The organism is Luteibacter sp. 9135 (assembly GCF_000745005.1).
In the GTDB taxonomy this organism is placed as follows: Bacteria; Pseudomonadota; Gammaproteobacteria; order Xanthomonadales; family Rhodanobacteraceae; genus Luteibacter.
In genome coordinates, this window is the sequence record NZ_JQNB01000001.1 from 3,275,653 (window position 1) to 3,297,381 (window position 21,729).

The 21,729-nt window shown below is 63.1% G+C and carries 5 protein-coding genes; all 5 read left to right on the forward strand.

What is annotated here, in order from left to right:
• Nucleotides 1-111: 111 nt before the first annotated feature.
• The 5 genes from FA89_RS13870 (at nt 112) to FA89_RS13890 (ending at nt 21,716) form a co-directional block, all read left to right on the forward strand.
• Nucleotides 112-8,961, forward strand: coding sequence for a non-ribosomal peptide synthetase (locus tag FA89_RS13870; RefSeq protein ID WP_081916594.1), 8,850 nt, complete (start codon nt 112-114; stop codon nt 8,959-8,961).
• Between the two features lie 60 nt (nt 8,962-9,021).
• Entirely contained in the window at nt 9,022-9,960 is a 939-nt protein-coding gene (locus FA89_RS13875; RefSeq protein ID WP_036141305.1) for a thioesterase domain-containing protein, read from the forward strand.
• Nucleotides 9,961-10,050: 90 nt separating this feature from the next.
• The gene (locus tag FA89_RS13880) at nt 10,051-13,245 is read left to right on the forward strand and encodes a non-ribosomal peptide synthetase (RefSeq protein WP_185754363.1); all 3,195 of its coding nucleotides are present in this window, start codon (nt 10,051-10,053) and stop codon (nt 13,243-13,245) included.
• 34 nt (nt 13,246-13,279) lie between these two features.
• Entirely contained in the window at nt 13,280-14,923 is a 1,644-nt protein-coding gene (locus FA89_RS13885; RefSeq protein WP_185754364.1) for a cyclic peptide export ABC transporter, read from the forward strand.
• 31 nt (nt 14,924-14,954) lie between these two features.
• Complete coding sequence (locus FA89_RS13890) at nt 14,955-21,716, forward strand: non-ribosomal peptide synthetase (RefSeq protein WP_185754365.1); 6,762 nt, start codon at nt 14,955-14,957, stop codon at nt 21,714-21,716.
• Nucleotides 21,717-21,729 lie beyond the last annotated feature (13 nt).

The following is a 21,729-nucleotide window of genomic DNA, read 5'->3' on the forward strand; positions in this document are numbered from 1 at the left end:
TTCGGATGAATTGTTGTGGGGGCGTAGCTGCGTCGTGGCCCCTCGCGTCGCCAGGCTTATTGCGACGCCGCTCCAAAGGATTGTTCAACCCTGCATTTAAAGGATTTTAGTATGCCGATTGACGTATTGGAAAAAGCGCGGGCAAAGAACATAGATCTATCGGTTGTCGACGGCAGACTGAAAGTAAGAGCCAAAGCCGGTGCCCTCGATGATGAACTGAGGCAGGAAATCACCCTCAATAAAGATCTGCTCATCGAGCTTCTATCCGACATCCAGGCGTCAAAGACGGACCCCGACGGCAACGTCATCAAACCGGTAGCAAGGGCCGCAGCGGGATCGCCGCTTTCCTTCGCACAGCAACGCTTGTGGTTCATCGATCAGCACGAGGCGGGAAGCAGCCAGTACAACATTCCGACCGCGCTGAGCCTGCGCGGCGATCTGAACAAGGGCGCCCTGCAGAAAGCCATCGATGCACTGATGGAGCGGCATCAGGTTCTACGCACCACCTATACCGAGGTGGACGGACGTGCTGTCCAGATCGTTCATCCCTCGATGAGCGTACGGATGACGGAGATCGACCTCACACACATCGACGAAACCGCGGCCGCGGCAGAGGTCGAGCGCCTGGTGCGCGTGGAGGCCAACGTGGCCTTCAACCTTCGTCAGGACCCCATCCTGCGCGTCAGCTTGCTGAAGCTGGCGGCAACCAACCATGTGCTGTTGTTCACCATGCATCACATTGCGTCGGATGGGTGGTCCGTGGGGGTGCTGACTCGGGAGTTCGTCGCTCTTTACGAGGCATTTCACCAGGGGCGCGACAACCCGCTGGCGCCGCTTGGCATCCAGTATGCGGATTTCGCGCACTGGCAGCGAGAGACGCTTCGCGACGAGGTGGTGGCCGGGCAACTTGGCTACTGGGAGAGGGAGCTTGCTGCGGCGCCTACCGTCCACCGGCTGCCACTGGACAGGCCGCGACCGGCGGAACAGAACTTCGAAGGGCGGATCGTCCGGCAACATCTGGAGCCTGAACTGAGGACACGGCTGAACGAACTCGCACGGGAAAACGGTGCGACGCTTTTCATGCTGCTGGAATGTGCGTTCGCCTTGCTTCTTGCCCGCTGGAGCCACGAAGACGATATCGTCATCGGTACACCGATCGCTGGCCGGACCCACAGCCAGCTTGAGCCACTCATCGGCTTTTTCGTCAATACCCTTGTCTTCCGGCACCAGTTCGATGGCGAGCAGAGCTTCACCCGTCTGCTTGCCGAAGCGAAGCAGAAGGCCCTTGATGCCTACGCGAACCAGGATGTTCCGTTCGACATGGTTGTGGAACGGGTTCAGCCAAAGCGGAGCCTTGCCCACAGTCCGCTTTTCCAGGTGCTGTTCGCGCTTCAGAACAACGAGCAGGCGACGCTGGATCTTCCCGAACTCTCCATCGACACATTGACCGGTGGCCAGCAAACGATCAAGTTCGATCTTGAACTCGCCATCAGCGAAAGCGAGGCCGGCCTGTGGCTCAGCTGGACATATGCCTGCAGCTTGTTCGACAGGGCCACCATCGAGCGCATCAGCGCGAGTTTCGGCGCACTGCTACGCCATATCGTGGCCGCGCCCCAGACGCCGGTCTATCGTCTCGCGCTCGGCTCGGCGAGCGACCTGGCGCCGCAACGGGCGACCGTGCGCCCGGTGGGGAATCTCGGGCCCGAAGACCCTTGCCTGCATCGAGAGTTCGAAAAACACGTCGAGGCCCAGCCCCATGCCACCGCTCTTGTCTTCGAAGAGACGTCGCTGACGTACCGGCAGCTCAACGAGCGGGCAAACAAGATCGCGCACTGGCTCATCCAGCAGGGCGTCCGGCCGGATTCCATCGTCGTCCTGTGTATCGATCGCTCCCTGGACATGGTGGTTGCCATCCTTGCCACGTGGAAGGCGGGCGGGGCGTACCTCCCGATCGATCCGGCCTATCCGTCCTCCCGCATCGACTACATCCTGCAAGACAGCAAGATGAGCGCCTTGCTGACAAACTCGCGCATGGCGGCATCGCACGCATTCAACGTCGGCGCACAGCTATCCCTGGACGATGACCGTGCTGTCCTGGACTTCCCGAACGGGAATCCGGACATCGACGGACTTACGGCGGAGTCGCTCGCATACGTCATCTATACGTCGGGCTCGACCGGCACCCCCAAAGGGGTCTGCATCGCGCATCGTAGCCTCAGCCATCTGTCCCGGCACCTGGACGACATCACCGGCCGGCCCGCGGTTTGGGGATGGATGACGTCTTACGTTTTCGATGCGTCTCTGCAAGGATTGACGCGGCTTGGTCATGGGGGTTGCCTTGTCGTCATGGACGACAGCCACAAGCTGGACGTCGCTCGCCTTGCATCCGTGCTGGACAGGCACCCGGTCGATATCGTCGACTGCACCCCGAGCATCGTCGAGAGCTGGCTCGATCAGGACTGCGGGCACATGCTTCCCGACCTGCTCATCGGCGGCGAAGCCATCTCAACTGCGTTGTGGAAGCGCCTGGACGAGTGGCAGGGGCGCCATGGTCGAAAGGCCATCAACGTGTATGGCCCCACCGAATGCTGCGTCGATTCCACCTGGGCCACGATTACGGGAGACATGCCCCACATCGGCGAGGTCCTTGGCGATACGGTCCTTCACGTTCTGTCGGAAGACGGTCAGTCCCTTCCCTTGGGTGTTCCGGGCGAGCTGTATATAGGCGGCCCCGGTCTTGCTCGGGGCTACCTCAATCGTCCCGAGCTCACCACCAGCCGTTTTGTGGAGATCGGCGAGGCGGGAGCGCGGTTCTATCGCACGGGCGATATCGTCCGCTGGCGAGCGGACGGCAACCTCGAATTCCTGGGCCGGGCGGACGGTCAGGTGAAGATCCGCGGGTTCCGCATCGAGACGGGTGAAATCGAATACCAGTTGAACTCGCTTCCCGCGGTTCGCACGAGCGCCGTCCTCGCCGTCGAAGGTGACGCGAAGCAGAAACGCCTGGTGGCCTATGTCGTCCCGAGGCAGGCCATGGGCGCCGGGTTCAGCGAGAGCGACTTTGCCGATGGACTGCGGGCAGCGCTTGAGGCGTCCCTCGCGGCGCACATGGTGCCGAGCGCGTTCAAGATACTGCCCCGGCTACCCCTCAATGCCAGCGGCAAGCTCGACAAGAAGGCCCTGGCGCTCCTCGAGACGACCGCACCCGCCGACGATCGTTACGCCGGTCCGCGCAACGCGGCGGAAGCGTTGCTGTGCGAGATATGGCAAACGCTCCTGCGGGTGGAAAAGGTGGGCATCCACGACAATTTCTTCCAGCTTGGCGGCGACTCCATTCTTTCCATCCAGGTGGTCGCCCGCGCCAACAAGGCCGGTATCCCTCTGACGACCCGCCAGCTTTTCGCAAGCCAGACCGTCGCGGAACTCGCCCTTGGCGGCCAGGAGGGCACCCAGGCCACGGACGCGCCGCAGCAGGCCGTCCTGGGCGCATTGGAGCTCCTGCCGATCCAGAAGGCGTTTCTCTCGACCGACAGGGAGCACGTCCAGCACTTCAACCAGACGGTGCTGCTCGCTACACCGGCATCGTTCGATTTCGCGGCGCTTAAAAGCGCCGTCGGCTACATACTGCGGCGTCATGACGCCCTGCGGCTGCGTTTCGAAGCCCGGGGCGACGACTGGGCGGCGACCCACCAACCGCTCACGGACACGATGGTCGACGATAGCTGCCTGCACGAAGTGCTTCCGGCGGGTATCGATGGTGAGGCCATCACGCAACGTTGCGAACATCACCAGCGTGCGCTTGAAATTGGCAAGCCGCCTTTGCTACGTGCCGTGTATTTCGAGGGTGCGGGGTCGGGCAGGCTATTGCTTGTCGCTCATCACCTGGTTGTCGATGGTGTCTCCTGGCGCATCCTTCTCTCGGACCTGGAGCAGGCCTATCGCACGCTGCAAGGCGGCCAGGCACCGTCCCTCGCACCCAAGACATCCTCGTTCCAGCAGTGGGGCGCGGCACTGGCGGCCCATGCGGCGTCGGACGCATTGCAGGGGGAAAGGGCGTTCTGGCACGCGCAGTTCGCGGACCCGGTTCCGCCGTTCCCGGTGGACTTCGAGGCACGGCAGGCGCCCCGGCGCGGAACGACGCGCATCGTTCGCCTCGGTCTGTCGGAAGGCGAGGCGGCAAAGCTCCTGCGAGAGTGCGGCGCTGCCTACCGCACCGACATCAACGAGCTCTTGCTGTCCGCCGTGTACCTTGGCATGCGCCGCTGGACGCGCGCGCCGGGCCTGCGGGTCATCCTCGAAGGGCATGGCCGGGAAGACCTGTTCGAGGCATTGGACACCACGCAGACCGTGGGCTGGTTCACCACGACGTACCCATTGGCGCTTCGCTGCGACGACGTACAGATTCCAACTGTGATCCGGAGCGTCAAGGAACATTACCGGTCCGTCCCGAACAAGGGCATCGGGTATGGCGTTCTGCGGTACCTGGCCGGCGACGCCGTGCTTGCGCAGGCGGAAAAAGGAAGCCGCGCGCAGGTGGTGTTCAATTACCTGGGCCAGTTCGACCAGACGTTCGACGACGCCTCGCTATTCCAGTTTGCTCCCGAATCCACCGGCACGGACGTCGATCCCGAGCGTCGCCGCGACCAGATCCTGGAGCTCAACGGCATGGTGGCCCTGGGCAAGCTCCAGTTCGAGCTGAGTTACAGCGACGAAGAGTTCACGTCGGCCAACATGGAAAGGCTGGCCGGGTACATTGAAGGCGCATTGAAGTCGGTTATCGAGCATTGCGCACCTTCCGAGGGAACGGCACCCATCGCCGAACGCCCCCGAGCCGGGCTGCTGCCCAGCGATTTTCCGATGGCGCGCGTCACCCCTGCCGAGTTGGACACGTGGCAAGCGCGATACGACATCGAGAACCTCTATCCCGCCACGTCGATGCAGCAGGGCATGCTCTATCACAGCATGCTCGACGCGAGCGCGTATGTGTCGCAGATCTACCCCACATTCACCGGCACCCTCGACGCGGCGCTCTTCCGCCAGGCGTGGCAGGCGGTGGTGGATCGATACGATATCCTCCGCACCGTGTTCGTCGGCGAAGGGGAACAGCTGCACCAGCTCGTGGTCCCCACGGTTGATATCCCTTGGGTGGAAGTGGACCTTCGCTCGTTGACGGAAGAGCAACAGGCCGAGCGATTCGAGGATGCGCGCCGGCGGGACAAGGCGCTTGGCTTTGACGCATCGTGCGCCCCGATGTTGCGAATCACCCTGTTCTGGCTGTCGGAGCGCCGCTTCAAGGTCCTGTGGAGCTCCCACCACATGCTCCTCGATGGCTGGTCGACGCCGCTGGTCTATCGCGACGTCATGACCGCCTATCAGGCGCTGCTGCGCGGCGAAGCGGCCCCGTTGCCGCCGGTCGCGCCGTTCTCGCACTATATTTCGTGGCTGCAGGCGCAGGACGGGAGCGCTGCGGCGAGTTACTGGAAGGCCCATCTGGCCGATGTGCGGCGGCCAACGCCCCTTGTGATCGACCGTATGCCAGGGGAAAGGGGCAGGGGACACCGGGCCAGGTCCGTGCAGTTGAGCCGCGAGGTATCCGACCGGCTCCAGGCGTTTGCCAAGCGCAGCCACACCACGGTGAATACCCTGATGCAGCTGGCCTGGGGCTTGCTGCTGCACCGCTATAGCGGCGAGCAAACGGTGACGTTCGGCGCGACCATTTCGGGTCGGCCGGCGGCCGTGGCAGGCATCGAGTCGATGGTGGGCCTGTTCATCAACACCATCCCGGTCAAGGTTTCTTTCCAGCAGACCGACGTCGCGTCGCTGATCGCCACGCTTCACGCATCGTTCCAGGACAGTAACGACTACGGTTATCTGCCACTGTCCGAAGTGCAGTCGTACAGCCCGGTGGCAAGCCATACGCCCCTGTTCGACAGCCTGATCGCTTTCGAGAACTTCCCGATCGATGCCGCCACCGGCACGACGGCCGACGCGTCGAGTCATGGGCTCGCGATGGATGGGCTTGGATCCGACGAGCAGACGAATTACAAGCTCACGCTCGTTGCCACCATGCAGGAGGTGCTCACGATCAGTTGCCGCTATCGCGGTGACGACGTCGCTGAAGAGGCCGTCGAGGCACTGCTCCAGGGGCTTGTTGCCTTACTGGAACAGCTCCCGGTCAGCGATTCGGTGAGCTCGATCGAACTTCCGGACGATGCATTCCACACCCGTCTGCGCCGGGTTGCCTTGCAGTCCGACGATGCCGCACCGGCGGCCGGCGCGGTCGGCGACGTTCATGCCGCAGTGGCCCCGCGCACCGAAACCGAAGCGGACATGCTGGCTATCTGGCAAGACGTGCTTGCCGTGGAGATAACCAGCATCCGCGACGGCTTCTTCGATCTGGGTGGCAATTCGCTCAAGGCGATGCGCGTGGCGGGTCACGTTGCGGCGCATTTCGGCATCGAGCGGTCGCTGAAGGCGCTCTTCATCCACAACACCATCGAAAGCCTGTCCAACTATGTCGACGGGCAGAAGCAGGTTGCCCGGGTGCATATCCCCGTGGCCGACAAGGACGAAGCGATACCGCTTTCTTTCTCGCAGCAACAATTGTGGATCGTCGACCAGGTGAGCGGCGGCAGCCCGCATTACAACATGCCGTTCGCGCTGCGACTCCGCGGCGACCTCGATCGCAGTGCCATGCAGCGTGGCCTGGAAGCCATCATCGCGCGGCATGCCGTGTTGCGCACCGTGTTTGCCCGCACCGAGGCAGGCCCTGTGCAGGTGATTCAGCCGGCGGGCTCCATCGACTTTCCCGTCTTCGACCTGACGGGCCTCGATGAAAGCGCAAAAGCCGCAGCTGTCACCCGGCACATGAGTGACGAGGCTTCGACAGCCTTCCATCTCGAGCGTGACCGGCCCCTGCGCGTACGGCTGCTCGCCCTGGGCGAGCAGGACCACGTTCTTCTGCTCACCATGCACCACATTGCGTCCGATGGCTGGTCGATCGGCGTGCTTTCCAGCGAATTCGTCGCGCTCTATACCGCGCTTCGCGACGGCCGGGAAGCCGTGCTGCCCGAGCTCGACATTCAGTATGCGGATTTCGCCCAATGGCAACGGACAGCGTTCGCAGAGGAGATGGAGCGACAGTGGAAGCACTGGGAGCATGTGCTGAAAGGGGCGCCGCCGTTGCATGCGCTGCCGCTCGACAAACCACGGCCGGCTCAACAGACGTTCACGGGCGCGGTGCATACCCATGTTGTCGATCGCGACCTGTGGGCCGCCTTGCATGCCCTGGGCAAGCAGTACGACGCCACCCCATTCATGGTGCTGCAAAGCGCCTATGCCACGCTACTGAGCCGGTGGAGTCGCGAAACCGACATCGTTGTCGGCAGCCCCGTTGCAGGCCGTACCCATAAGCAACTGGGTGGCTTGATCGGCTTTTTCGTGAACACCCTGGTGTTCCGCCACCAGCTTGGCCCGGAGAAGCGCTTCAGCGATGTGCTGGTCGAGAGCCGCAAGCAAGCCATCGACGCCTTCGCAAACCAGGATATTCCGCTGGAGATGCTTGTCGACCGGCTTCAGCCGGAACGAAGCTTGAGCCACAGCCCGGTCGTGCAGGTGATGTTTTCGCTGCAGAACCAGAATATGGGCGAACTCAGGCTGCCAGGCCTGGAGATCGAAGGTGTGGGCGAATCCGTGCCCGTGGCCAAGTTCGATCTCGAGCTGGATGCCGTGGAGCATAACGGCGAGCTGCATCTGGGGTGGCGGTATGCCACCAGCCTTTTCGAAGCGGCGACGATTGAGCGCATGGCGGCCAGCTTCCTGGTCCTGCTGCGGTCGATCGTCGAGGCACCCGAGCGGTCGCTGCGCGAGTTGCCGCTCATGGCCACCGAGTTCGTCGCCCGCAAGGATTCACAGGTCAGGATCAGGGGTTACCACATCGACCCCGGCAGGGTCGAAGCCGCGCTGTCGGCCTGCCACGCCGTGCAGGAGGCGGCGGTCGTTGCAAGGAAAGACGCTGCAGGTGCGGACATGCTGGTGGCCTATGTGGTGCCGGCACAGGGCCAACCTTTGCTCCCTGTCGATCTTCGTGCCCAACTGGCAGCGGATATCCCGGAATATATGGTGCCTGCCGCGTTCGTTGCCCTGGATGCATTTCCCACGACGCCGGATGGAAAGCGGGACATCGACGCGCTGCCGGCGCCGGCGCCTTCGCGTGCGGACGATCAGGCTTACGAGGCGCCCGTCGGTGTACGCGAAGAGACGCTGGCCGGCATCTGGCAGGAGCTTTTCGGCCTCGAACGGATCGGGCGCCAGGATAATTTCTTCGACATCGGCGGAAACTCGATCAGGGCGATCCAGACGGTGATGCAAGCGGGAAAGATCGGCCTGGATATAAAGATCGGCTCCATCTTCAAGCATCAGACCATCCAGGGCATCTGCGCCGCACATGATGCGAACGTGGAGATGGCACCGGTGGCTGGCGAAGCCTTTGCACCACTGTCGCCGTATCAGCATGCCGTGCTCGAATCGGGAGCCGCGGCCGCGGGGTGCTGGCACGTGCAGGTCGAGGTCGGCCCAGACATCACCGAAACGCACTTCAGGCAGTGGGTCAAGGACACGCTCGCGTCACAGGGGGCACTCCGTTCCGTCATTCAGGAGAAAGATGGTTCGCACAGTGTCATTCGAGTCGAAGCCAATCGCGAACGGCTCCGCTCGGTTGTGAATGTGCACGACGTCACCGGAATGCGCGCCGAGGCGGTAGCTTCGACCTTGGAGGCGGCCCGGGCCGACGTGGAACACACGTTGGCGACACTCCAGGGGCTCTTGCTACGCGCCGCGCTTTTCGTTGGCGATGCATCGAGCATGGGCACGCTCAGTGTCCATCGTGCATTGCTGGACAAAGCGCAGTGGGATACGCTCTCCGAGCAATTCCGCTGTGCATTCTTAAGTACGGCGCGATAGGGGCGGGCGCTGGACATTGCCACAAGCTGCGATCGGATACCGCTCGCGGGGGGAACAAACATGGATTTGCCGGAAACGCATTGTTCGACCGTCGTCGAACTGAACCAATCGTCCGCGCGACGTGTCGTTTTCTGCGTGCACCCCGCTGGCGGGGGCGTAGGATATTACGAGGGGCTGGCAAGGGCACTCGAGCAGCACGCGAAGCTGTACGCGCTCGAGGAGCCGTTCATCTATGGTGACTTTTCCTACGGTTCCTTACCGGAACTGGCGGAATACCACGTGGATGTCATTCGCTCCATTCAACCCGACGGCCCCTACACGATCTTCGGTTACTGCTCCGGCGGCGTCATCGCCTACGAAGTGGCGTGCCAACTCCAGCTTGCCGGCGCGGAAGTCGATTCCGTATCCCTGTTTGGTTCCGGCCGTGTCAGCGGTTTCGACCCTGAGGAGCGGGAGCGTGTCACGTTCTTGCGCGACTACATCGCAGCGCGCTATGGCATCGAGCTGGGTGGGCTGGATTGGGAGCGCATGGAGACCTTCAGTTTCCGCGAGGTAGCCGATGTCATCGTGGATAGCTTGCGCCGACAAGGCATACCCGAAGCGGGCAGCGATCTCGAGTGGGCCGCAAGGTGCATCGAATCGATGTGCCTCATGCGCCAGGCGACGCGCAAGTACCGCGCGCCGCGCTCCAAGCTCGACGTTTTTCTTTATGAGTGGCATTACCTGGATCCGGTAATCGCGGAGCAGATCAAGCCGTGGTGCGACTGGAATACGCTGACCGAGGGAAAGCTGACGGTGGTAGCGCCTCCGGAACGCGAAGGGCCAGGGGTGGACATCATGTATCCGCCCTATCTCGAGCAGACGGTCGACCGGGTGAAACAGATCACGCTGGGGTTGGGCAGGCTGCGTGATGTGCGATGCCGAACGGACGTTTTTCGCGGTGATGTAATCGAGGCCAATCGTCCGCGTGCGGGTAGCACACGCTCCCGAATCGGATAGAATCGATTGGCACAATTGGCGTGACAACCACTGGCGTTGGGGCCTTGGTTGGGGGTTGCTTTGGCAACAAGGATGCAAAGGAGAGCCGTTGTGCACGCAAGCATGTTGCAACTTACGCCGACGCAGCGCGATATCTACCTTGAAGGGAAGCACTTCGGGGGCGCTGTCAACAACATCGGCGGTTGCCAGAAATATTTCTGCGCGCTGGACACGGCGCGATTTGCTCGTGCACGCCAGTTGGTGCTGGATGGAAACGATGCCTACAGGTTGCGTTTTCGCGAGGTCACGGGCGGCTGTGAGCCGTTACTTACCGACCGGCTTCCGGGCCCGCTGCCCATACACGACCATTCCGGCAGGAGCGATGCGAGGGAGGTGGCGAGGGAGTGGATTCTCGATCGGTTCCGGACACCGTTCGACGACCTGTCCGGCGACGTCTTCGAAGACGCGCTGATCAAGGTGGCCGAAGGGGAGTACTGGTACTTCGCCAAAGCGCATCACCTCATCATGGATGGCTGGGGCTTCGCGCTGCAGATGCAGCGATGTATCGAGTTCTACGCGCAACTTTCGCAGGGATCGACCCAACGCGTCGCGGCGCCCTCGTTTGTCGATTACATGGGCGCGCAGGCGGCCTACCACGGAAGCGCGTCCTACGCGCAAAGCCGCGACTACTGGCTGGCACAGTACGACACCATCCCGCGGCCATTGTTTGCGTCGAAACCCGCTGCTGGTAATCGGCCACCCGCGCGCAGCAGCCGTACCAGCACGACCATCGCTCCCGCACTCTTTCACGCGCTGGATGAACTGGCGCGCAGGGCAGGGACACCTATCGTGTCCCTGTTCCAGACAGCGCTTTACGTTTACTTTTCCAGGGCGTACGGCTGCGACGATCTGGTGATTTGTTCCCCGGTACACAACCGACGGACGGCCGCCGAGAAATCGATCATCGGTGCCCTGGTGAATGTGAATGCCACGCGCTTCACCGTGCCGGGCAACCCCCACTTCAGTGAGTTGCTGCGCGATGTCGCCCAGTGGCAGCGCAGGAATTACCGTCATGGTCGTTTCCCCATGGGCGACTTGGTGCGAGCCCTGCGCGAGCGACACCCCTCGTGGGAGGGGCAGCTTCACCAGGTTGCCTTCAACTATCAGAAGCTCGATTTCGAACTGGGTGTCGACGGGCATGCGGTTCAAACCGAATACCTCACGCACGACCGTGAACGGACTCCGCTGACCTTCGTGGTATGCGACTACGGCGAGGCGCAGGATATCGCTCTTCACCTGGATTACCGCACCGATTATTTCGACGCGGCGGAGTCCACGGCGATCCTCGATCGGCTGCATGGGCTGTTGGGCCAGCTGGCTTGGGAAGACGATCGCCCAATCGGTACCTACAGGCTCCCGACCGTCGCCGAAGCCGACAAGCTGCTGGGCGACTGGAGCGGCTCGACGTCGCCTCTGCGCCGCGGCGTTCGACTGCACCAGCTCTTCGAGGAACAGGTGGCGCGGACGCCCGATGCCATCGCGGTCGCATGCGGCGACCAGGTGGTGACATATGAGGCGTTGGACGCGCAGGCCTCCCGGGTTGCCCGTCGCCTGGGCGCGCTCGGCGTTGGACCCGAGCGCTTCGTCGGGGTCTGCCACAGCCGCACGCCGCAGATGCTTGCGGCCATTCTGGGCATCCTGAAGTCCGGTGCGGCCTATGTGCCGCTAGACCCGGCATACCCGGCCGCGCGGATCCAGTACATCCTCGGCGACGCCGGAGTCGAGGCGGTGTTGGCCGATGGGCCGGGGCGCCTCGCCTTGCCGGCGGGCACGCCAAATATCATCGGCATGGAAGAGCTTCTTGGTGAACAGCCCGATACGCCACAAGCCTTCCGCGTTCCCGACCATGTCGCGCCTTCCGATGCCAATCTTGCCTATGTGATCTACACCTCGGGCTCGACCGGCAACCCCAAGGGCGTGTTGATCGAACATCGCCAGGCCGCCGCGTTCGTACAGTGGGCGTTGGAGACGTTCAGCAGGGACGACCTTGCAGCGGTGCTGGCCGCCACCTCCGTGTGCTTCGATCTTTCCGTGTTCGAAATGTTCGTGCCGCTCGCCATGGGTGGCCGCGTGGTGCTGGTCGACAACGTGCTGGCCTTACGAGGCAGTGGCATCGCCGATGTCACCCTGGTCAACACGGTTCCGTCCGCGGTGCGGTCGTTGCTGGAGGCATTGGCGATCCCCCGCTCGGTACGTTGCATCAACCTGGCAGGCGAACTGCTGCGGCAAGACCTCGTCGACGCGCTTTACGAACTGCCCGGCGTGGTGGTGAACGATCTGTATGGCCCCTCCGAGGACACCACGTACTCCACGTGGTGCCGTCGCGAAAGGCATGGTCACGAGACCATAGGCCGGCCCATCGCCAATACCCAGGTCTACGTGCTCGACCACCTTGGCGGCCTGCTGCCGCCGGGTCTGCCGGGCGAGCTGCACATTGCCGGGGCTGGCCTCGCACGCGGCTACCTGAACCAGCCTGCGCTGACCGATGAGAAATTCATCGTTCACCCGCTTATCGGCAAGCGCCTGTATCGAACCGGCGACCTCGTTCGGTTCGATACAAGCGGCAACCTGCAATACAGCGGACGCATCGACAACCAGGTGAAGGTTCGCGGATTCCGCGTCGAGCTCGGTGAGATCGAAGCCCAGATCAACCGGCACCCCGGGATCGGCGACTGCGCAGTTGTCGCGCGCGACGACGCCGGTCCGGAAGCCGGCCTCACCATGGTTGGATATCTCGTTGCCAAGGATGGCGAGCCGGCAAGCGACACTGGGGCACGATTGCTCTCGGACGATGTCATCGCCCATTTGTCCGCGGCGCTGCCGGCGTACATGGTTCCTTCCACGTTCGTCGTCCTTCCCGAGCTTCCGCTGACGGCAAACGGAAAGTTCGACCGAAAGGCGCTGCCGGCGCCGGGAAGCATCCCACGGCATGCGCATTCGGTCATCGAGCCACGGAGCGACGTCGAGCGCAGGTTGCAGCGTTTATGGGCCACCCTGTTGCCCACCGACAATCCGGGTATCCAGCATAGCTTCTTCGCCTGCGGGGGCGATTCGCTGCTCCTGATGCGCCTGGCAACCGCCATCGAGAGGGAGTTCGCGGTTGCGCTCGACCTGTCCGAGCTCTTTGCGTGCCCAACGATCGAGATGCAAGCCACGCTCGTCGACCAGAAGACCGCCTTGGGCAGGATTCTCGGCGCCGTACGGTCCACCGAAGACGAATCGCGCTCCAACCAAATCACTCTGTAGCAACGATTTCCCTATAGGCAGGTCGCTTATGCTCATGGCTGAGATTCACCGGAACAGGGCAAAAATCGCACTCATCGGAGCGATCAGTGCACTGGCCGGTGCCGCGAACATCTTGTTGATGGTCCTCATCAACAAGTACATCTCCGTCACTCGCTTCGACGGGGCAGGCGTGGCCATGTTCGCGGTGGTATTGCTGGCGGTGATCGGATTCACGATCGTTTCGCAGGTGCTCCTTTCCCGATTGGGTGCGCAGACATTCCTCAAGCTTCGCGAGCAGTTGGTGCAGGGCATCTCAAACCTGTCTGCCCAGCAAATCGAGGCCATCGGCAACCACCGTCTCTACACCGCACTGACCAAGGACGTGCCGGCGATACACGAGCTGTTTACGATGCTCCCGGGTTATGTCTTCAACGGAACGGTCGTCGTGGCATGCCTGGTCTACCTTGGCATCCTGTCGCTACCGCTCTTTGGCATCTTTCTTGGATTTTTGATCCTGGCCTTGGGCATCGCCAAGTTCTTGATCGCCGACCGGGCAGAAAAGAAGTTCGTCCAGCGCAGGAAGATCGAGGACGACCTGTTTCGCTGTTACGAGGCGGTGATCGACGGCAGCAAGGAACTGAAGTTCAACCACCGCCGTGGCGAAGCGTTCCTGGAGCAGGATCTACGGAAGCACGCGGAGGATTACCGTAAGGCCACCGTGTCCGCCGAAGCCCTGTGGGGCCTGTCCAGCAGTTGGGCGTCCGCCATCGTCTTCATCGCCATCGGCTCGCTGTTGTTTCTTTCGCCGGCCGTCGGGGTGTTCGACCGCACCTACGTCATGAGCTTCATCGTTGTCATCTTTTACATGGTGGGCCCGCTCAATGTCCTGATGAACTCGTTCAGGACCATCTACGGTGCAAGGATCGGCTCGGCAAAACTGGAAGAACTTCAGCTCAGCCTGCCCTTGACGTCCACGGTCGTCGCCCCACACGCAGCCGAACCTTTCCAATCGCTATCGATGCGTGGCGTCGGCTTCACCTACGAAAGTCAGGAGGAGGGCAGGCGCGGGTTCGGTGTCGGTCCGCTGAACCTGGATATTGCGCGCGGGGAGATCGTGTACTTCGTCGGCGGCAACGGCAGTGGCAAAACCACGGCGGCCAAATTGCTGACTGGCCTTTACGCAGCCCAGGAGGGGACGATTCTGGTCAATGGCCAGGAAGCCGTTTCCCAGGATCAGCACTTCCAGTGGTTTTCCTCGGTGTTCCAGGATTACTACCTCTTCGAGACGCTGGTCCCGAAGGATGACAGCCCGCTCCGTGCACACGAGGTATCCGCCCTCGTCGAGCGCCTGGGACTGTCTGAGAAGGTCGGTATCGACAAGGGGCGCATATCGACGACGCGCCTGTCCTACGGACAGCGCAAGCGACTTGCGTTGCTGGTTGCCTACTTCGACAACTCCGACATCTATGTATTCGACGAGTGGGCCGCGGACCAGGATCCCGAGTTCCGCGAGTTCTTTTACAAGGAACTCTTGTTCGACCTGAAGCGCCTCGGCAAGACCGTCGTGGTCGTGAGCCATGACGAGCGATATTTTCATCTGGCCGACAAGGTCGTGAAATTCGCCGGTGGAACGATCGTTTCGGTGACGGCGAGGGACGAGCAGGTGGCGCCCGACTCACATGCCTTGTCCAACGTATGAGCCGGGCATCGATGACAGGGGCATGCGCGCCGTGACGATCCAGCACCTCCTCAAGCAATGCCTCGACGGTGGCATCAGGCTGGCAGAGAGCGACGGCCAGCTGCACGTGCGCTTCGATGGCCAGCCGCCCGCGGCCGCGCTGTTGGAGCAGCTGAAGCTCCACAAGCACGACCTGATTCGACACCTCCGTGCGCAGCAACCGGGGGCGGGCGAGACCATCCGCCGCGTCGGTGCCGATGTGCGCAAGCGGGTGCGTGCTTCTGCCGCACAACGCCGCATGTGGCTGATCGATCGCTTTGAACAGGCACATACGCCCTACAACATGGTGGGGGCATATCGCCTGACGGGCGACCTGGATCTGGATGCCCTTGCGCTGGCGGTCGACGATGTCGTGGCGCGGCACGAGTCGCTGCGAACGTCCTTCGCCGAAGTGGATGGCGAACTGTTTCAGGTCGTCGGTCCGGCCCAGTCTCTCGTGTGGGATCGGGCCGATGTATCGGCCCTGGAAGCGAGCGACCGGGAGCAGGCCGTCCAGGTATGGCTGCGCAGGGAAAATGGACGACGCTTCGACCTGTCCGCCGGACCGGTCATCCACGTTGCGACGCTGCGCGTCGCACGCGACCAGGTGGTCTTCGTCATGACCTTCCACCACATCGCGTGCGACGGCTGGTCCATCGATATCCTCAAGCGCGACATTTCACGCCGGTACGGCGAGGCGGTCGGGGGAGGGCAGGTCGACTGGACGCCTCCGTTGCAGTATGTCGATTATTGTGAATGGGAGCGTTCCCAGCGGAGCGAAGCCAGGACGGCCGACCTCCTGGCATATTGGATGCGCAAGCTGGACGGCCTTCCGCAGCTGCATGGTCTGCCGCTGGATCGGCCGCGGCCGGCCCTTCAGACATACACCGGCAGGCAGGTGCGCCGGCACATCTCGCGGCAGTCGCTCGGCACCATACGTGCTTGCTGCCAGGCGCACGACGCCACGCTTTTCGCGTTCGTGCACATGGCGTTCGCCGCACTGGTGGCCCTCTATTCGGAGGAACGCGACATCGTCATCGGTTTCGCGGTGGCTGGCCGTGCGCACAGGGACGCCGACGAAACGGTGGGACTTTTCGTCAACACGGTGGTCCTGCGCAGCCAGGTGGACGGTGGCACGAGTTTCGACTCGCTGCTCGACCAGAGCAAACGCAACCTTGCCGAGGCCATCTCGCACCAGGATCTGCCTTTCGAGGTGCTTCTGGAGACGCTGAAGCCCACGCGTAGCCGCGCCCATGGCCCGTTACTGCAATTGCTGCTGACCGTGCATGGCGGGGGCCATGAGTTCGCGTTGCCGAACCTGGCGATCGAGCGCCTGGAAAACCCCGAGCAACCCGTCAAGTTCGATCTCCAGCTCGATGTCGAGGAGCGAGAGGACGGGTTGCAGGTAACCTGGCACTTCAATGCGGATCTGTTCGACCCACGCTCGATCGAGCGTATGGCCGATGGATTCAATGCACTGGCCGACATCGCGGCCAGCGACGGGGCGGCGACACCGCATTCCGTTTCCGGACCCACGACGCCGATGCGTGGCCTTGCCAGCTCGACGCCGGCGCGCCGGCTCGAGGCTGTGTTCGAAGAGCACGCACGCGCGTACCCGGATCGGCCCGCGGTGGTCTTCCGCGGCGAGCAACTGAGCTACCGCGAACTGGACGAACAGGCCCATAGGCTGGCCTGGCGGTTGCGTAGCCTCGGCGTGGGCCGCGGCGACTTCGTCGGCTTGTGCACCGATCGCTCGGTGGCATTGGTCGTAGGCATCATGGGCACGCTGAAGGCCGGTGCCGCCTACGTGCCGCTGGACATGTCCCTGCCCGCGCAGCGACTTGCTGCGATGATTTCCGATTGCGCAGCCCCCGTGCTGCTGGGACAGCGGCAGCACGAGGCGTTGCTTGCCGTATTCAACCGTCCGGTGCTGTTCCTTGACGACGAGCCGGTTGACGGCCCGTCGAACACCCTGGACCGTCCGGACACGGAAACCTCGGACGCGGCCTATCTCATCTACACGTCGGGAACCACGGGTATACCCAAGGGCGTGGCCGTGTCGCACGCGAGCGCCCATAACCTCCTGGCGCATTTCGCCAACCTGGTGCCCATGCCACCGCCGTGGAACGGCTCGCTATGGAGCAGTGCCAGCTTCGATGTTTCCGTTTACGAGATATTTTCACCGCTATGTGCCGGTGGATGCCTGCACATCGTTCCGGAAACACATCGCCTGGATCCCGACCGCCTGTTAGCATGGATGGCAGAGCACGAGATCCACAGCGCCTATGTGTACGCAGGCCACCTCGACCACTTTGGCGATCATCTGTCCCGCACCGGTAACCGCCCCGTTGCGCTACGCAGGATGCTTGTGGGCGTCGAACCGATATCGAGCGGTCAGCTCGACGCCATCGCCACCCATGTGCCCGGTTTGCGCATCATCAACGGATACGGCCCGACGGAAGCCACCGTTTGTTGCACGACCCTGCTGTTCCAGCCGGCGACGCTGCTGCCGGCGACCCGCGTCCCCATCGGGCAGCCGGTCGCGCGAGCGGAACTGTATGTGATGAATGCCGGCGGTACACCGGCGCTCCCCGGCGCCCTGGGTGAACTGTTCGTAGGCGGCATCGGCCTGGCCATCGGGTACCTGAACCAGCCGGACATGACTCGCGACCGATTCGCGGACGTGCGAGTCGGCGGCACGACACAGCGGTTCTACCGCACGGGCGACGTGGTGCGCCACCTGCCGTCGGGCGACCTGGAATTCATTGGCCGGGCCGACGCACAGGTGAAGATCCGTGGATTCAGGGTGGAGCTCGGTGAGATCGAAGTGCGCCTGTGCGCACAGGAGGGCGTCCGAGACGCGGCGGTGATTACCGTTGGCGAAGGTATCGACAGGAAGATCGCCGCGTTCGTCGTACCCAAGACATCGGCGGCCATCGCATCGGGCGCCGATGCCCACGCGCTGGAGCAGAGCATCAGGGCAGGCCTCAAGGCATTCCTCCCCGACTACATGGTGCCTGCGTATATCGTGCCGCTCGACGCGCTGCCTATGACCGCCAATGGCAAGGTGGACCGCGCAAGACTACCGGTGCCTTCGCTTTCGGTGGCGAATGCCGGGGCCGCCCGGGTAGCGCCCCGATCCGAGAGCGAAAAGCGCCTGCTCGCTATCTGGCAGGACGTCCTGGGCCAGCAGGATATGGGCGTTACCGACGACTTCTTTGCCCTGGGCGGCCATTCCCTGCACATCGCGCGCATGACAAACCGCATGCGGCAGCAGTTCCAGCTGGCTGAATCGGATATCCCGCTGGAGACCGTGTTCGAGAACCCGACAGTGGAGAGCCTGGCAGTTGCCGTGGAAGCCGTTTTGCGCCGTAACCGCGCGAGGTCGAAAGAGCAATACCTGGCCTCGTTGGGGGACAGTGTCGAGATCATCGACTTCCTCGTTGCAGAGCAAGCCGCACCGGCGGCACCTCGGCCAGCGGCTCTGGCACCGCTGACGGCCGTGGCAGACAGGGCGAGCGCACCGATGTCCGGGGCGCAGCAACGTGTCTGGTTTGCCCAACAGCAATCCGACGACGGTAACCACTTCAATATCCAGGGTTGCTTTACGTTCGATGGGACCCTCGATCTTGCCAGCTTCGAGCGCGCCATCGGCGTGCTGCTACAGCGGCATGAGGTGCTGCGCACCACGTTTGCAGAGCGCGGCGGCAGCATGGAGCGGCACATTCAACCCCCAGGAGCGATTCCCTTCTCGCTGATCGATCTGTCGCCCCTTTCCTGGATGGGACAGGTGGACGAGGTTCGCGCGCTGATCGCCGCCGACCTCAAGAAGCGGTTCGATCTTGCACGGGACGTGCTGTTGCGCGTGATGCTGCTGCGCCTCTCGCCCGAGCGACACGTGGCCGTGTTCAACGTGCACCACATCGCATCGGATGGCTGGACCGTGGGATTGCTTGTCAAGGAATTCTGCGCGGCCTATGCGGCATACGCTGCCGGGGAGTCCGTCGACACCATGCCTGCTTCGTTGCAGTACGCCGATTTCGCGCACTGGCAGCATGCACAGTTGCAAGGCGGCGCTCTCGATGCCGGCATGTCGTTCTGGCGATCGACGCTCGCGGGCGTGCCAAACGTCCATGGGCTTCCCCTCGACAAGCCACGGCCGGCGAAGCAGACCTTTCGCGGCGAACTTCACCGCACCCTTGTCGGAAGCTTGCTCGGGGAGAGGATCCGCCAGTACTGCCACGAGCGCAGGGTCACGCTTTTCATGTTCCTGGAAACCGCGCTGGCCGTGTTGCTTAGCCTGTATGGCGACGAGAACGACATCGTCGTCGGCACGCCCGTTGCCGGTCGCATGCTTCCGGAAACGGAACAGATGGTGGGCCTGTTCATCAATACGGTGGTGCTGCGTTGCCGGGTGGATCCCGCACAAGGTTTCGATGCGCTCTTGCAAGAGAACAAGAGGCATATTCTTGCCGCGCTTGCTAACCAGCACGTCCCGTTCGAGCGCGTCGCCGAAGACGTGGGCCATCGACGCAGCCTGAGCCACAGCCCCGTCTTCCAGCTTTGGTTCGTTCTGCAGAACAACGACGATATCCAGTTCGACCTGCCGGGTTGCGCGGTCGGCGAATACAAGGATCTGCCGCCGCCGGCGGCAAAATACGAGCTCAATGTGTATGCCAGGGAGGTGGCGGGAGCCATCGAACTGGATTGGGTGTTCAACGACGACCTTTTCGACGAGCCCTCGATCCGGTATGTGGCCGGCGAGTTCGTTCGGCTCCTGCAGTCCCTCGTCGACGCGCCGGAGGCGGCATGCCACGCGCACGCGGTTTTCGACGGTTCGGCGAACGCCCCGGCGTCCGAGCCGCTTCCTGCATTCGTCCAGGCGTTGGTCGCCACCGATAGTTCGCTGCTGCAGCACATCGGCACGTCGGTTGCCACGCATGAGGGCCGGCCGGCCGTCGTTACCGAGGGCACCACCCATACCTACAGCGAACTGGACCGGCTCAGCGAGGGATATGCCGCCGCCATCGCCGCGACGGCCAGTTCCGGACGGGTCGGCCTACTCATGGAGCGTGGCGCGAACGCCGGGGCCGCGATGCTGGCCGCCTTGAAGCTGGGCCGTACGTATGTGCCGCTGGATACGGGCTATCCGCACGCCCGCCTCAGCTACATGGTCCAGCATTCCGAATGCGACGTTATCGTTTGCGACCCGGCCCATCGGGACCTCGCCGCGGCCTTGTCCAGCCACGCTCAGATCGTCGACGCACCCGCGGCAGCCCTGTCCCACGTCACGACGGCCGCCGGGCAGCTTCCGCGCGCTCCGGCCTACATCCTCTACACCTCGGGTTCGACAGGGCACCCCAAAGGCGTCTCTCAATCCCACAAGGGTCTCGGGTATCACGCCGGAAGCTATGCGCATGCGCTGGGGCTTACCCACGAGGACACGCTGCTCCAGCTCGCCTCGTACAATTTCGACGCGTCGGTTCTCGATACTTACGGAGCGCTTCTCGCAGGTGCCGCGGTGCACCTGGCCGACGCCAAGGCGATGTCGAGGGATTCGCTGCTTCGACTGATCGGCGAGCGCGGCATCACGGTCTATCACTCCACACCCACGGTCTTCAAGTTCGTCTTCTCGGACGCATCGCCCGGATCGCTGGCAGCGATTCGCGCCGTCGTGCTCGGCGGGGAGCCCATCGATGCCCTGACGGTTCAGCTCTTCCACAAGGCATTCGGTGCCGGTTGCCGCCTGATCGGCCTCTATGGCGCTACCGAATCGTCCTTGACCACGTTGGGAGAAATCACCCGGGAGCAAATCGTCGCCAGGAGGCGCCCCGGCATGGGTCAACCCATCCCGGGAACACATGTGCGCGTTCAACGAGACGACGGCTCGTTGGCACGCGTTTTCGAACCGGGCCAGATCGTCATTCGCAGCGACCATCTCGCCGAGGGCTACTGGCGGGCACCAAAGGCGACGGCGGAGAAGTTCCTGCCCGTACACGAACACGGGGCGGCGCGGCACTATCTGACAGGTGACGCCGGCTACATGAAACCGGATGGCGAGATCTGCTTCATGGGTCGTCTCGACTTCCAGGTTAAGTTGAACGGTATCCGGATCGAACTGGGCGAGATCGAAAGCGTCCTGCTGCAACGGGACGACATCGAGCATGCCGCGGCGGTGGTGAGCCCTGGCGAGAACGCCACCGACGCCGCGCTGGTCGCGTGCGTCGTGAGCGGCCCAGGATCGGCTGCGCAAGACCCTGCGACCAGGATCGAACGCGAACGGTCGGCCGCGGCTCAGTTGCGTGCACACCTCAAGCAGTGGTTGCCCGATTACATGGTGCCCGGCCGCATCGTGTTCATGGACCGACTGCCCCAGACACCCAGTGGAAAGATCGACAGACGCATTCTGGCGCAAACGCTGCCGCCTGAGATCCACGCGGAGCCCATGGCTCCGAGGAACCCACTGGAGGAAGGACTGGTCGAGCTATGGCGGCAGGTGCTCGATGCCCATGCCGTGGGCGTTCAGGACGATTTTTTCCTGCTGGGCGGGCATTCACTCAAGGCCATGCGTCTGCTGGCTTCGATGGAGCGCACGTATGGCACGGCCCTGTCCATGAAAGAGTTCTTCGATGCGCCAACCGTCGAGGCATGCGCGGCCTGGATCAGGCTTCACGGCACGACGGCCGTCGCGCCGCCGCTGGGCATGCCATCGATGGAACAGGCGCTACGGGATCTGGAAAGCACAGACGAAGAAGTGGAGGAAGGCCTGATCTGAGTCCGTAGGAATT